The 13,692-nt window shown below is 72.9% G+C and carries 10 protein-coding genes; 6 read left to right on the top strand and 4 right to left on the bottom strand.

The genetic code is table 11. The annotated features are described in order from the left end of the window. The first annotated feature begins 34 nt into the window (after positions 1 to 34). On the top strand, positions 35 to 1,615 hold the full coding sequence (locus ABZ576_RS06155) for a cation acetate symporter (protein ID WP_360736679.1): 1,581 nt from the start codon (positions 35 to 37) through the stop codon (positions 1,613 to 1,615). Positions 1,616 to 1,689: 74 nt separating this feature from the next. On the opposite strand, the gene ABZ576_RS06150 is transcribed toward ABZ576_RS06155, so the two are convergent. The 3 genes from ABZ576_RS06150 to ABZ576_RS06140 form a co-directional block, all read right to left on the bottom strand. Beyond that, positions 1,690 to 2,577: a cellulose-binding protein gene (locus tag ABZ576_RS06150; RefSeq protein ID WP_360736383.1), complete on the bottom strand. Its 888-nt coding sequence runs from the start codon at positions 2,575 to 2,577 to the stop codon at positions 1,690 to 1,692. A 228-nt stretch (positions 2,578 to 2,805) separates the two neighbouring features. Continuing rightward, on the bottom strand, positions 2,806 to 6,018 hold the full coding sequence (locus ABZ576_RS06145) for an SUKH-4 family immunity protein (protein WP_360736381.1): 3,213 nt from the start codon (positions 6,016 to 6,018) through the stop codon (positions 2,806 to 2,808). Positions 6,019 to 6,028: 10 nt separating this feature from the next. After that, positions 6,029 to 7,069, bottom strand: a complete 1,041-nt coding sequence (locus ABZ576_RS06140; protein WP_360736677.1) for an SMI1/KNR4 family protein — start codon at positions 7,067 to 7,069, stop codon at positions 6,029 to 6,031. Positions 7,070 to 7,368: 299 nt separating this feature from the next. Between ABZ576_RS06140 and ABZ576_RS06135 the strand changes: the two genes are divergently transcribed. Together ABZ576_RS06135 and ABZ576_RS06130 are read left to right on the top strand one after the other, a co-directional pair. Further along, positions 7,369 to 7,884, top strand: a complete 516-nt coding sequence (locus ABZ576_RS06135) for a YwqJ-related putative deaminase (RefSeq protein WP_360736379.1) — start codon at positions 7,369 to 7,371, stop codon at positions 7,882 to 7,884. A 104-nt stretch (positions 7,885 to 7,988) separates the two neighbouring features. Continuing rightward, positions 7,989 to 8,480 (top strand): SUKH-3 domain-containing protein, encoded by a 492-nt coding sequence (locus ABZ576_RS06130; RefSeq protein WP_360736377.1) that lies wholly within the window; start codon positions 7,989 to 7,991, stop codon positions 8,478 to 8,480. 76 nt (positions 8,481 to 8,556) lie between these two features. Here ABZ576_RS06130 and ABZ576_RS06125 read toward each other — a convergent pair whose 3' ends face one another. Beyond that, on the bottom strand, positions 8,557 to 9,870 hold the full coding sequence (locus tag ABZ576_RS06125; protein WP_360736375.1) for a histidine kinase: 1,314 nt from the start codon (positions 9,868 to 9,870) through the stop codon (positions 8,557 to 8,559). A 166-nt stretch (positions 9,871 to 10,036) separates the two neighbouring features. On the opposite strand from ABZ576_RS06125, the gene ABZ576_RS06120 reads away from it, so the two are divergent. From ABZ576_RS06120 to ABZ576_RS06110, 3 genes are all read left to right on the top strand, one after another. Further along, positions 10,037 to 10,891 carry a hypothetical protein gene (locus ABZ576_RS06120; RefSeq protein ID WP_360736373.1) on the top strand — a complete coding sequence of 285 codons (855 nt, stop codon included), beginning with the start codon at positions 10,037 to 10,039 and terminating at the stop codon, positions 10,889 to 10,891. Positions 10,892 to 11,107: 216 nt separating this feature from the next. Next, complete coding sequence (gene glmU, locus ABZ576_RS06115) at positions 11,108 to 12,556, top strand: bifunctional UDP-N-acetylglucosamine diphosphorylase/glucosamine-1-phosphate N-acetyltransferase GlmU (RefSeq protein WP_360736371.1); 1,449 nt, start codon at positions 11,108 to 11,110, stop codon at positions 12,554 to 12,556. Positions 12,557 to 12,709: 153 nt separating this feature from the next. Next, positions 12,710 to 13,690: a ribose-phosphate diphosphokinase gene (locus ABZ576_RS06110; RefSeq protein ID WP_360736369.1), complete on the top strand. Its 981-nt coding sequence runs from the start codon at positions 12,710 to 12,712 to the stop codon at positions 13,688 to 13,690. Positions 13,691 to 13,692 lie beyond the last annotated feature (2 nt).

Raw genomic sequence — 13,692 nt, 5'->3', positions numbered from 1 at the left:
GGTGTCCACCGGGTTCAGCGACTCCGCCCAGACCATGTCCCTGGTCGCCTTCTCCACCGTCGCCACGGTGACCCTGCTGCTGTGCGTGATGACCGGCCCCGACCGGGACGACCTCGCCGAGTTCTACACCGGCTACGGCTCCCTGTCCCCGCTGCGCAACGGCCTCGCCATCGCCGGCGACTACATCTCCGCCGCCACCGTCCTCGGCACCGGCGGGGTGATCGCCCTGTACGGCTACGACGGGATCGTCCTGGCCCTCAGTACGGCGCTGTCGCTGATGCTGCTGATGTTCCTGCTGGCCGAACCGCTGCGCAACGCCGGCCGGTTCACCATGGCGGACGCGCTCGCCCGCCGGCTGCCCGGCCGCGCCGTCCGCATCACGGCGTGCGCGGTGACCATCGCCGCGCTGCTGCCGCTGATGCTGGTCCAACTGGCCGCCACCGGCCAGCTGATGGCGTTCATCCTGGGCTTCGGCAGCGAGTCCCTGCAGACCGGGTGTGTCGCCGGCCTCGGCGTCCTCATGATCGCTTACGCGGCGATCGGCGGCATGAAGGGCACCGCGCTCATCCAGATCTGGAAGATCGTGATGCTGCTCGGCTCGGGCGCCGTGGTCGCCCTGCTGGTCCTGCGCCGCTTCGACTGGGACCCCGGCGCCCTGTTCACCACCGCGGCCGGCCGGAGCGGGGCGGGGCCCGCCTTCCTGCGCTCCGGGCTGCAGTTCGGCACCTCACCCGGGTCCCGACTCGACATGATCGCCTCGCAGCTGACCGTCGTCCTCGGCGGCGCCTGCCTGCCCCACGTCACCATGCGCATGTACACCGCCTCCAGCGCCCGCCAGGTACGCCGCTCGATGTCCTGGGCCGTGGCCCTCGTCACCCTGTTCGTGCTGGTCGTCACGGTGGTGGGCTTCGGCGCCACGGCGCTGCTCGGGCGTACGGCGATCGCCGCGGCCGACCGGCAGGGCAACACGGCGTACCTGATGGGCACGCGCGCGGTGTTCGGCGCCGACGTCTCGGCGGCGGAGACCTTCCTGTTCACCACGGTCACCACCGCGATCTTCCTGACCCTGCTCGCCTCGGTGGCCGGGATGATCCTGGCGTGCGCCAACTCCCTCGCCCACGACGTCTTCGCGGCCCGGGTCCAGGAGATGCCGGCCCGCCGCGAGATGACGCTGGCCCGGGTCTCGGCGCTCGTCACGGGCGTGCCGACCATCCTGCTGGCCACCCTGGTGCAGCACCACAGCCTCCAGCCCCTGGTGACGCTCTCCTTCTGCCTGGGCGCCTCCGCCCTGGCGCCCGCCCTGGTCTACGGCCTCTTCTGGCGCCGCTACACCCGCGGCGGACTGCTGGCCACGCTGATCGGGGGCTCGCTGACCGTGCTGCTGCTCATGCCGGGCACCACACTCGTCTCCGGGTCGCCCGCCTCGGCGTTCCCGCACGCCGACTTCGCCTGGTTCCCGTTCACCACGACCGGCATCGTCTCCATCCCGGCCGGCTTCCTCTTCGGCTGGCTGGGCACGGTGCTGTCGGACCGTGCGGAGGCGGAGCGGCAGCGGCGCCAGTACGAGGCGGTGGAGGGATGGATCCTCGCCGGGCCGGTCCGCGAACGGAGCTGACGGGCCGTCCGGGCGGCCCGGCGGCCCGGCGGCCCGGCGGTCAGCATGAGGGCGGGGCCCGCCGCGGTCGGTGGCTACTCCAGGGCCGCCCGGCCCGTCAGCGAGATGAGGCTGTCGCGCACGGAGTCCATGTGCGCCTGGACGTCGTCCCACATCTCGCCGTGCTCGCGCAGCACCCGCTCCGTCTCCCGGGCGATGCGCTCGGCGCGCACGCGCGCGTCGGCGACGATCTCGGCGGCACGCGCGCATGCCTCCTCCTGGCAGCGGCGGGCGGTCTCCCCGGCCTCCTCGAGGGCGCGCTCGGCGTCGGACAGCGCGGTCTCGGCCCGGCGGGCCCGCTCGGCGTGCAGGGCGTCCAGCGCGGCGATCCGCTCGGCCTCCTCGCGTTCGGCCGCTTCCCAGCGCTCGGCGTGGCCCCGGGACTGCTGGGCGAGCAGGCCGGCGGTGCGCTGGCGCACCTCGCGCAACGCCGCAAGCGCCTCACCCCGGCCCGCCTTCACCTCGCGCCGGGCGCCGACGCGCAGTTCGTCGGCCTCGGCCTGCGCGGCCGCGAGGTGCCGGCGGGCGTGCTCGTCGGCGTCCGCGCGCAGCGCCTGCGCCGCTTCCCGCGCCCGCTCGCACAGTTCCTCGCCGTGCGCCCGGGCCGCCGCCACCTCCTGCTCGGCCTCATGCCGCGTGCGCTCCCCGAGGTCCGCCGCCTCCTCCAGCACGAACTGGAAAAGACGCTGCGCCTGCTCCCCGAGCGCCTCGTAGGTCTGCGGGCCGAGCCGGGCGACGGCCTCACGCAACCGTGCGGCCTCCGCCTCCATGTCCTTGGCGAGCACGGTGAGCCGGGCGGCGCGCTCCCAGGCGGCGTCCCGGTCGTCGGACAGCGCCTGCAGATACGCCTCGACCTGCTCGGGGCGGTAGCCGCGCCCCCGGACGGTCGCGAAGCCGTGCGGCGGCATCGATGCGCTGCTCACCCTGGGAACCCCTCTCCACCGGACACGAACGACAGGATGATTTCGCGCACATCTTGATGGATCGGACGTAAGTGTTCATAACGCGACACTCCGCAGCCGCGTCACGGCCGGGATCCCCCTCTTCGCGAACGGCAGGGCGGACAGGGCCTCCCGTGCGACACGTCGGGCCCTCCACGCGTGCGCGTGAAGGGCCCGAAGGTCACACCCGGCCGGCGGGCGCGGGTCACGTCACAGCAACCCGTCCCACATCTGTTCCAGCAGCACCGACCACCAGTTCTCCGGCGAACCGAGCGCCGCCGGGTCCAGGGCGGCCAGCTGCGCCTGGAAGTCGACGGTCCAGCGGCCCGCCTGCTCCTGGTTCAGCCCGTAGCGCAGGCGCCACATCCGGCCCAGCAGCGCCAGGCACCGGGCGAACTCCGGCAGTCCGGTGTTCACGAACTGCGGCGGCACCGGCGCACCGCCCGGCCCCGCCTCCACGGGCACGGCCACGATGTGCGCCGTCCCGTACTGCACGCAGAGGGCCTTGCCGAAGTCGGTGCCCATGACGAGGTACGAGCCCGCGTCCGCCGCCGGCTGCACCCCGCGCTCGGCCGCCAGCTCCGCCAGCGTCGGCACCGGGCGGCCCGGCTGCGCCTGCGCCCAGAAGAACGGGCCCATGTCCAGCGGCAGTCCCGCCACGACCAGCGTGTGCGCCACGACCGGCGGCACACCCTGCCGGGACACCGCCTGCTGCTCGAACCGGAAGATCCCCGGACCGAACGCCGCGGCCAGCTCCTGCGCGACGGCCTCCGGCGGGACCGGCGGCACGGCCTGCACCGGCGGCAGCGGCGCCCGTACCGGTCCGGGCCGGGCGGGGCCGTCGGCCACCTGGTGCAGCTCGCCCTGGTGCGCCAGCAGCTGCTGCACGCCCTGCTGCCGGCTCGCGTGATCCGTGCCGTACGGCGCGATGCTCGTGATCCGCGCCTGCGGCCACTGCTCACGGATCATCCGCGCGCAGTACGCACCCGGCAGCGCACACGACTCCAGCTCCGTGTGCAGCTCCAGCACCGCCTCCGGCGGCACGTTCATGGCCCGCAGCTCGTGGAAGATCTGCCACTCCGGGTGCGGCGTACCCGGCGCCGAACGCCGGATCAGCTGCTGCTCCGAGCCGTCGTGGGCGCGGTAGCGCAGCACGGCCTGGTAGCCGGGCCCGACCGTCGGCTGCCCCTGCTGCGGATAGCCGTAGGCCGCAGCCGGCCCCGGCATCGGCCCGCCCGGCACCGGCCCGCCGGGCACCGGTCCGCCCGGCGGCGGCATCGCGCCCGGCGGCATCGGCGGGGTGCCGGGAGCGCCCGGCATGCCGACCGCCCCGGGGGCGGGCGGCGGCGGGGGCGCGCCCGGGCCGGCCACCGGCGGAGCGGCCAGCATGGTCTCGGCGTGGTGCACGGCCCCGCCACGGCCACCGCCGGGGACACCCGGGGCACCGGGAGCGCCCGGAGCACCGGGGGCGTTGGGCGCGGCGGGGGCTCCGGGCACGCCCGGGGCGCCCGGCGGCTGCGGTGCGCCCGGCGCGGGGGGCACACCGGGGGCGCCGGGCGGGTTCGGCATGCCCGGGGCGCCCGGTGTACCCGGGGCGCCCGGTGCCGGGGGCACGCCCGGGGCGCCGGGCCGCTGGGGCACGCCCCCGCCCAGCTGGCTCGGGTCGGCCAGCACGGTGGCCGCGTGATGCACCTGGCCCGGGGGCGTACCGCCCGGAGCACCCGGAGGCGCGGCAGGCGGGGTGGGGGCGCCCTGAGCGTTCGGCGCGCCGGGCGCCTGCGCCCCGTCCGCGCTCCCCGGACCGGCCGGCGCACCCGCGCCACCCTGCCCGTCGAGCCCCTCCGACCCGAGCGGCGCCATGAGCTGCGTCGGCACATACCCGCCCGCACCCGGCGCGGGCGGCGGAGTGGCGCTCCCCGGGCGCGCGCCCGGCGCACCAGGAACGCCCGGCGGCGGAGGCGGCGTGCCCACACCACCGCGCGCCTTCTTCGGCGGCGGAGCGGCCTTGCTGGTCGCGGCGTCCGCGATGTCCCCGGCGTTCGGCGCGAGCGGCCGCGCCGCCCCGCCCGGACCCGCTTCGGTCCGCGGCGCGTCCGGCGCACCGCCCGGCGCCGGCGGATAGCCGTACCCCGGCGCACCGGGCCCCTGCGGGTAGCCGTACGACGGGGCGCCCGGCGGTGCGGGCGGCGGCGTGCTGCCCTGCGGAGCACCCGGCACGCCGGCGGCCGCGGGAGGCGGAGTGCCGTGCGCCGCGGGGTAGGGCACCCCCGGCGGAGGAGTACCCGGGGCCGACGGCGCCTGCGGATGGCCGTACGGCGGCGTGCCCGACGGCGGCGGGGGCGTGCCCTGGCCCGCACCCGGCGCACCGGGAGGGACGGCCGCCGAGGCGGCACCGGGGGCACCCGGCGCGAAGCCCTGGGCGTCCGGCACGTTCAGCGCCGGCGCGACCGCCGTCGGCGGCAGCTGGCTGCCGCCCGACATCAACGCCGTCGGAGCGTCCGGCGCGACGGCCGGCGGACGCGGAGCCGCATCGTCGAGATCGCTCAACGGCGGCGCGAACACCGTCGCGGGCAGCGGCACCGACCGGTCCTCCCCACCGGTGTCCGCGTTCGTGTCGGTACCGGCCCACGGCGTCGCCCCCACGGGCACGTCCATCGCAGCGGGCGCCCCCGGCACACCGGCGCCCGGCGCCCCGGCACCGCCCTGCGCCTCCCCGGCCGCCGCCATCGGCACCCCGGCCTGCGTCCGGGCCGGCCCGTCCTCATCGGAGCCGCCGGCACCACCGGCCGCCCCCGACGCGGGACCACCGGCCGACGCGGGCGCCCCACCGGAAACCGACGGCGACGCGGCACCCGGCACCCCGGCCGGAGCACCGGAAGAACCGGATACACCGGATACACCGGATACACCGGATACACCGGATACACCGGATACACCGGATACACCGGATACACCGGATACACCGGACACACCCGAAGCATCCGCAGCCGGCACCGCACCCGAGGCCGCCGGATCCGCGTCCTCCGCGCCCGCCCGGCTCCGCTCACCGATGCCCAGCTTGTCCGCCGCCTCCTGCAACCACTCCGGCGGAGTCAGCAGGAACGACGTCTGGTTCAGATCCACCCGGGCGGCCGGCGCCGGAACCGCGTCCCGCGGCTCCTCGGCACGGCCGTACTCCTCCTCGTACCGGCGGATCACCTCACCCACCGGCAGAGCGGGCCACAGCGTCGCCTCCCCGCTGTCCCGCGCGATGACCAGCCGCTGACCGCCCGCGTCCGAACGCGGGCCATCCGGCCGGTCCTCGCCCCACACCACGAACCCCAGGTCGAACTCCCGCACCCGCACCTCACGGTGCTGGTACGCGGGCACGTCACCGTTGATCCACTCCTCGGCGCGCTCCTGCGCCTGCGCGTACGTCACCATCGCCTGCAGCTCACTCCCCCACCGGGCCGGAAGACGCCGAACCGGAAGACACCGGCACGACACGGACGAAACCGCCGTCCACCATCAGATCGGCCACCGTCTTCAACTCCGGCGGACTGCCCGCCAGCCGGGACAGGAAGGCGTCGAAATCATCACCGCACGGCAGCAGCAGACGCTCCACCCGCTCCGCCGGCGACCACGACGGATCCACGTCCCGCACATCGTCGTACGCGCAGAACCACACCGAACCGACCCGCTCGCCCTTCACCTTCACCGCGAGCAGCCCGCCCTGCACGAAAGCCACCCCGAGGTAATCCTTCGTCAGGTGGTCGCGCAGACACTTGTTCACGTACACCAGGTCGTTGACCGCCGCCTCGTCCCGCACCGTGAAGAACGGCTGGTCCACCAACAGCCCCAGCCCGGCGTCCAGCGCCGTACCGACCGGCGCGCAACCGCCCGCCGCCTTCAGGAACGAGCGGTAGGCACCGGGAAGCCGGTAGCCGAGATCCTCCTCGACCCCCTGCACCTGCGCCTCCTGCACCGCCACACCCGACTTCGGCAGACCGAAGTGCGCCGGCCGCGCCTCCTGCAGCGGCCGCGTACCCCGCTTGCCGTGGTCCACCGGCGCCGTCGCCACCCCACCGTGATGCCGCAGCAACGCCTTCACCTCGACCGGCACCAGCTCCAGCCGCCGCGTACCCGCCACGTGATGCCACGTCCAGCCGTGCGGCGTCGCCACGTCCGGCACCGTGTCCCACAACGCGTGCCCCGCCGCCGCCAGCGCGGCGTTCGCCGACACGTAGTCCGTCAGCCGCAGCTCGTCGACCCCGAAACCCTCCGGCGGCTCGGCGATCTCCACGGCCACGCGCGCGTACGGCGAGAAGTCCGGATGACCACGCTCATCGACCCGTACCCCTCTCGGGTGACGTGCCGCCCGGACCGGATCCGGGAAATGCACGACCTGCCCGGCGTAGGCCGCATTCGGCGGCGTGGCCCCTCCCCCGGCGTGGCCGCTGGGCGGTGTCCCCAGCCCGAGCCGACCTGTCGTCATGGCAGTTGCCCCCTGCGGCGTTCTCTCTGGCGCCTGAACGGCGGTGTCGATCGCGGATGGCGACAGCCTATGCGGTACGCGAACCCCGGTCACCGGCCCACCGCGTCCCCGCACCCGCCACCCGCCCGGCGACCACCCGCCCCCGACCCGAACCCACCACCACCTCCGTGACCAGCCGTCACCCCAGCGTCACGGCACACCTCCGCACGGGCGTCTCATCCCGCCCCAGCTTCCGCACCAGCCACGGCATTTGGCACCCTGTGTCCTTCGGGGGGATGCCCGGGGAGGGAAGAACGATCATGAACACCTTGCAGACCGGAGGTACCGACGTGCGGGCCGGCGACCCTCGCATCGACTGGAGCGGAACCGACACACCCCCCACCCCCACCCTCCGGCACCGCCGCGACGGCATCCTGCCCACCGTCGCCGCCGCCCTCTCCGTCCGCGGCGCCACCCTCACCGGCACCGCCGCCCGCAGCGACCAGCCCCCCGCCCTGCACCCCCTCGTCCAGGACTTCCTCGACACCCTCACCAGCGCCCAACGCGACCGCTTCACCGGCCGCTGCGCCGAGACCATCCTCATCTCCCGGCACATCGCCGCCGCCGACGCCGCCCGCAGCAAACGCGCCGCCCGCAGACCCATGACCAACGGCGAAGCCCGCAAGACCCTCAGACACGCAAAACTCACCGCCCGCCGCATACGCGAGGACGGCGACCCCCTCCACGGCAGCTTCGCCACCCCCTGCCGCGCCTGCACCGCCCTCAGCGCCCACTTCGGCGTCCGCATCGTCGACCCCACCGCCACCACCGGCTGACCCGGCCCGGCCACCCCGACGGCACCCGCACCACCCACGCGCACCCCCGCGCACCCGCACCCCCGCGCACCCGAACGACGACCCGAACGACGAACGAAGGGCCGATGCACCCCGACCGCACCACCACCCGCTTCCCCGTACCCGTCGACGCCGCCCTGCGCGCCGCCGGCTGGCAACCCGGACGCTGGGACATAAAACAAGCCGAGATCTGGGCCGACACCCTGCGCGACCACACCTCACCCGCCGGACACCGGCACACCGTCTTCCCCGCCGCCGTCGAAGCCTGGGCCGAATTCGGCGGCCTCACCATCACCCCCACCGGCCCCGGCCGCCAGATCGCACCCGCCGCCCTCCACCTCGACCCCCTGCACGGACTCCACCTCGCCCGCACCCTCGGCGACCTCGGCCGCGCCCTCGGCACCGAACTCTGCCCCCTCGGCGAGGAAACCGACACCGCCGCCCTCCTCGCCATCGACGCCGAAGGCCGCGTCTACACCATCGACCACACCGGCGACTGGTACCTCGGCCCCGACATCGACCACGCCCTCGCCACACTCGTCACCGGCATCCCACCCGTACGCCTCACCGCCGGCTGACACCCCCCAGCCCCCCACACAACCCACCGCGGCCCCGGCCGACCACCCGGCCCACCCCACCCCGGCGGACCACCCCTCACGCCGCCGGAATCACCGCCGACACCCGGAAACCCCCCGCATCCGTCGGCCCCGACACGAACACACCACCCAACGCCACCACCCGCTCCCGCATCCCCACCAGACCGTTCCCACCCGACGGCAGACCCGCGGCCGACGCCGACGCCGGCTCCGGCGGCGGCTCGTTCTCCACCTGCATCGCGATCTCCGACACCCGATGCGCCAGCCGCACATGCGTCTTCGCACCCGCCGCGTGCTTGTGCACGTTCGTCAACGCCTCCTGCACCACCCGGAACGCCGTCTGCTCGATCTCCGCCGCATACGACCGCACCTCCCCCTCCACCGACAGATCCACCACCATCCCCGCCGCGGCCGACTGCCCGATCAACTCACCCAACTCCGACAGACACGGCCCCTCCCCCGCACCCGCCTCCTCGGCCGCCCGCGACGCCGCCTCCGCGGCCGCCTCCCCCACCGCCGCCAACGACACCACCGCGGCCCGCCGCCCCGCGTCCTCCCCCGCCCGCAACACCCCCAGCATCTCCCGCAACTCCGTCAACGCCTGCCGCCCCATGTCCCCCACCAACGCGGCATTGCGCACCGCCTTCTCGGGATCCTTGCGGGCCACCGCCTGCAACGCCGCAGCGTGCACCACCATCAGGCTCACCCGGTGCGCCACCACGTCATGCATCTCACGCGCGATCCGCGTCCGCTCCTCGTTGCGCGCCCACTCGGCCCGCTCCTCCGCCCGCTCCGCCAGCAACTGCAGCTCCCGCTCCAGACTGTCCGCCCGCTCCCGCAGACTCTCCATCAGCCGCCGCCGCGCCCCCACGTACAACCCCAGCAACACCGGCGGAGCCGTCAGCCCCAACGCCGTCGTCACCGCCGCGAACGGCACGAACCAGTCACCCAGCGTCAGATCCCCGCGCGCCATGTCCTGCCGCACCCGCACGAACGTCACCACCGCCGTCCCCAGCAGCGACATCCCCGCCAACGCCCCGATGACCCGCCGCGGCAGCTCACACGCCGCCAGCGTGTACAGCCCCACCACACCCATCAGGAAACCCATCTCCGCGGGCGTGATCGCGATCGACACCAGCACCACCGCGACCGGCCACTTCCGGCGCAGCACCAGCACCGCACCGGCCACCAGCCCGAACACGATCCCCAGCGAGACCGGGACCCCCGCCTCCCGGGCGAACGGAATCCCCTCCGCCGCACACTCCACCGCGGACACCAGCGCGAGCGCCCCGTCGAGCACCGCACTGCGCCACCTCTCCCACCACCAAGGGCCGGTCAGCGCCCTGGCGTGCTCATCCCCCGTCGTGGTCATGTCTCCAGCCTACGGGCGACAGGTACGGCTTTTCCGGTGACTTTCACCTACCGCCACACACCACACCCCGTAACCGAACGACCTCGAAACCCACCGGTATCCCTCGAACTGGTGAACCCTTCCCGTTCACCCCCGGAACCCAACATTCCGTCCGGACGGTATGCGTATGGCACATCCACTCGGCAAGTACGCCGACTTCGAGGGCCTCAGAGAACAGGCGATCGCCCTCCGCAGGGCCGGCCACAGCCTCCGGCAGATCCGCGACGAGCTGAAGATCTTCAACAACGACATCCTGAACCAACTGGTGAAGGGCGAACCGCCGCCCGAGTGGACGAAGCGCCCGAGGGCGAAGGACGACCTCCGGGAGAGGGCGCGGGAGCTACGGCTCCAGGGCTGGACGTACGACCGCATCGAGGCGGAACTGGGCTGCTCACGGAGCTCGGTGTCACTGTGGGTACGGGATCTGCCGCGACCGGAGCGGCGCAGCCCCGAAGGAGCGGCCGCGATCGCGCGCAAGGGCTGGGAGGAGAGGCTGCGCTTGCGGGACGAGGAGCGCAGGCGCACCAAAGAAGAGGCGAAGCAGGCGGTCGGCGACCTGTCGGACCGGGAGCTGTTCCTGGTGGGGGTGGGTCTCTACTGGGCGGAGGGCGGCAAGGACAAGCCGTACGACCGCCGGGAGAACGTCACCTTCGTCAACAGCGACCCCGGCATGATCAAAGTCTTCCTCGCCTGGCTGAGCCTCCTGCGCGTGGAGCGCGACCGACTGCGCTTCACCGTGATGATCCACGAGAACGCCGACGTGACGAGCGCCGAGCGGTACTGGGCCGACCTCGTCGGCGTCGACGCCGGCGCCTTCAACAAAACGATCCTCAAGAGGCACAACCCCAGGACCGTCCGCAAGAACACCGGCGACGACTACCGCGGCTGCCTCGTGATCAGAGTCCTCAAGGGTGCCGACCTGTACCGTCGCATCGAAGGCTCTTGGTACGGCATAGTGTTGGGTGCCGACTCGGCGACCTGACCGAATGTCCGGTTTAGTCGAGTTTCATCCCCCATGGTGTAATCAGGCAGCACTGAGGGTTTTGGTCCCTTAAGTTCAGGTTCGAATCCTGATGGGGGAGCTGCACACCGTGCGGGCCCTGACACCACCGTCAGGGCCCGCACTCATTTCTCCCCCTACTCCCCCCGGTATCCTGCGGCTGTCACCCCCACCCATCCAGAGCCGAAGGGCAACCCCGTGAGCGCCATCCGCCCGGCCGCCGTCGTCGTTCTCGCAGCGGGTGAGGGCACCCGTATGAAGTCGGCCACACCCAAGGTCCTCCACGACATCTGCGGCCGCTCCCTGGTGGGCCATGTGCTGGCCGCCGCCCGTGAGTTGGACCCGCAGAACCTGGTCGTCGTGGTCGGCCACGCCCGTGAGCAGGTCACCGCGCACCTCAACGAGATCGACCCGGCCACCAGGACCGCCGTGCAGGCGGAGCAGAACGGGACCGGGCACGCCGTGCGGATGGGCCTGGAGGAGCTGGGCGGGGCCGTGGACGGGACCGTGGTGGTCGTGTGCGGGGACACCCCGCTGCTGACCGCCGACACGCTGAAGCAGCTCGCCGGGACGCACAGCGCCGACGGCAACGCCGTGACCGTGCTCACGGCGGAGGTGCCGGACGCGACCGGTTACGGCCGGATCGTGCGGGACGAGGCGACGGGTGCCGTCACCGCGATCGTGGAACACAAGGACGCGACCGAGGTGCAGCGGGAGATCCGGGAGATCAACTCCGGGGTGTTCGCGTTCGACGGCGCGCTGCTCTCCGACGCGCTGAAGAAGGTGCGGACGGACAACAGCCAGGGTGAGGAGTACCTCACGGACGTCCTCGGAATCCTGCGGGAGGCCGGGCACCGGGTGGGGGCTTCCGTGGCTGCCGACCATCGTGAGATCGCCGGGATCAACAACCGGGTGCAGCTGGCCGAGGCCCGGCGGATCCTGAACGACCGGCTGCTGAACCGGGCCATGCTGGACGGGGTGACCGTGGTGGACCCGGCGACGACGTGGGTCGACGTGACGGTGACCTTCGAGCGGGACGTGGTGGTGCATCCGGGTACGCAGCTGACGGGGTCGACGCATCTGGGCGAGGGTGCCGAGGTGGGTCCGAACAGCCGGCTGAGGGACACGCAGGTGGGTGCGGGGGCCCGGGTGGACAACACGGTGTCGGAGGGTGCCGTGGTGGGTGCCGAGGCGTCCGTGGGGCCGTTCGCGTACCTGCGGCCGGGGACGCGTCTGGGTGCGAAGGGGAAGATCGGGACGTACGTCGAGACGAAGAACGCGTCGATCGGTGAGGGTACGAAGGTGCCGCACTTGTCGTACGTCGGGGACGCGACGATCGGTGAGTACTCGAACATCGGTGCGGCGAGCGTGTTCGTGAACTACGACGGTCAGGACAAGCACCACACGACGGTGGGGTCGCACTGCCGGACGGGTTCGGACAACATGTTTGTGGCTCCTGTCACGGTCGGGGACGGTGCCTACACCGCTGCCGGGTCGGTGATCACGAAGGACGTGCCGCCCGGTTCGCTGGCCGTGGCCCGTGGTCAGCAGCGGAATATCGAGGGTTGGGTGGCGCGCAAGCGTCCGGGGAGCGCGGCGGCGAAGGCGGCCGAGGCGGCGTCCCGGCAGGGTGAGAGCGAGGACTGACCGGAAACGGCGGCGCCAAACACGGCGTACCGTGATAAGTGCACATCCGCACGCGTGCACCCGCATCCCTACCAGCTGGTACGGCCTCTCATGCCCTGTCGGGAGGTCGCCGAGCAGCCGGCTGGCTGAGACAACCTCTGAGGAGACAGTGCTGTGACCGGGATCAAGACGACCGGCGAGAAGAAGTTGATGTTCTTCTCCGGCCGCGCCCACCCCGAGCTTGCCGAGGAGGTCGCCCAGCAGCTGGGTGTCGGGGTCGTCCCGACGAAGGCCTTCGACTTCGCGAACGGTGAGATCTACGTCCGTTACCAGGAGTCGGCTCGCGGTGCGGACTGCTTCCTGATCCAGAGCCACACGGCTCCGATCAACAAGTGGATCATGGAGCAGCTGATCATGATCGACGCGCTGAAGCGTGCGTCGGCTCGTTCCATCACGGTGATCGTGCCGTTCTACGGTTACGCGCGGCAGGACAAGAAGCACCGGGGTCGTGAACCGATCTCGGCGCGTCTGATCGCGGATCTGATGAAGACGGCGGGTGCGGACCGCATCCTGACGGTGGATCTGCACACGGACCAGATCCAGGGTTTCTTCGACGGGCCGGTGGATCACCTGTTCGCGCTGCCGCTGCTGGCGGACTACGTGGGCAGGAAGGTGGACCGGGAGAAGCTGACGGTGGTGTCGCCGGACGCGGGCCGGGTGCGGGTGGCGGACCGGTGGTGTGACCGGCTGGGTGCGCCGCTGGCGATCGTGCACAAGCGTCGTGACAAGGACGTGGCGAACCAGGTGACGGTCCACGAGGTCGTGGGTGAGGTCAAGGGTCGTGTGTGTGTCCTGGTGGACGACATGATCGACACGGGTGGCACGATCTGTGCGGCCGCGGACGCGCTGTTCGCGCACGGCGCGGAGGATGTCATCGTCACGGCGACGCACGGTGTGCTGTCGGGTCCGGCCGCCGATCGGCTGAAGAACTCGCGGGTGAGTGAGTTCGTGTTCACGAACACGCTGCCGACGCCGTCGGAGCTGGGCCGGGATCTGGACAAGATCACGGTGCTGTCGATCGCTCCGACGATCGCGAGCGCGGTGCGTGAGGTGTTCGAGGACGGTTCGGTGACGAGCCTCTTCGACGAGCAGTGAGG

Origin of the sequence: Streptomyces sp. NPDC013455 (assembly GCF_040632975.1) — a bacterium.
Taxonomy (GTDB): Bacteria; Actinomycetota; Actinomycetes; order Streptomycetales; family Streptomycetaceae; genus Streptomyces.
The sequence above is the reverse complement of the archived record's forward strand: the minus strand, read 5'-3'. Positions and strand labels throughout refer to the sequence as shown.

Bases quoted from the DNA above. Each gene is read 5' to 3' on its own strand.
- ABZ576_RS06125 (WP_360736375.1), bottom strand. From the start codon at position 9,870: ATGACCACGACGGGGGATGAGCACGCCAGGGCGCTGACCGGCCCTTGG.
- ABZ576_RS06145 (WP_360736381.1), bottom strand. From the start codon at position 6,018: ATGGTGACGTACGCGCAGGCGCAGGAGCGCGCCGAGGAGTGGATCAAC.
- ABZ576_RS06130 (WP_360736377.1), top strand. From the start codon at position 7,989: ATGCACCCCGACCGCACCACCACCCGCTTCCCCGTACCCGTCGACGCC.
- ABZ576_RS06135 (WP_360736379.1), top strand. From the start codon at position 7,369: ATGAACACCTTGCAGACCGGAGGTACCGACGTGCGGGCCGGCGACCCT.
- ABZ576_RS06155 (WP_360736679.1), top strand. From the start codon at position 35: ATGTCCCTGGTCGCCTTCTCCACCGTCGCCACGGTGACCCTGCTGCTG.
- ABZ576_RS06140 (WP_360736677.1), bottom strand. From the start codon at position 7,069: ATGACGACAGGTCGGCTCGGGCTGGGGACACCGCCCAGCGGCCACGCC.
- ABZ576_RS06120 (WP_360736373.1), top strand. From the start codon at position 10,037: ATGGCACATCCACTCGGCAAGTACGCCGACTTCGAGGGCCTCAGAGAA.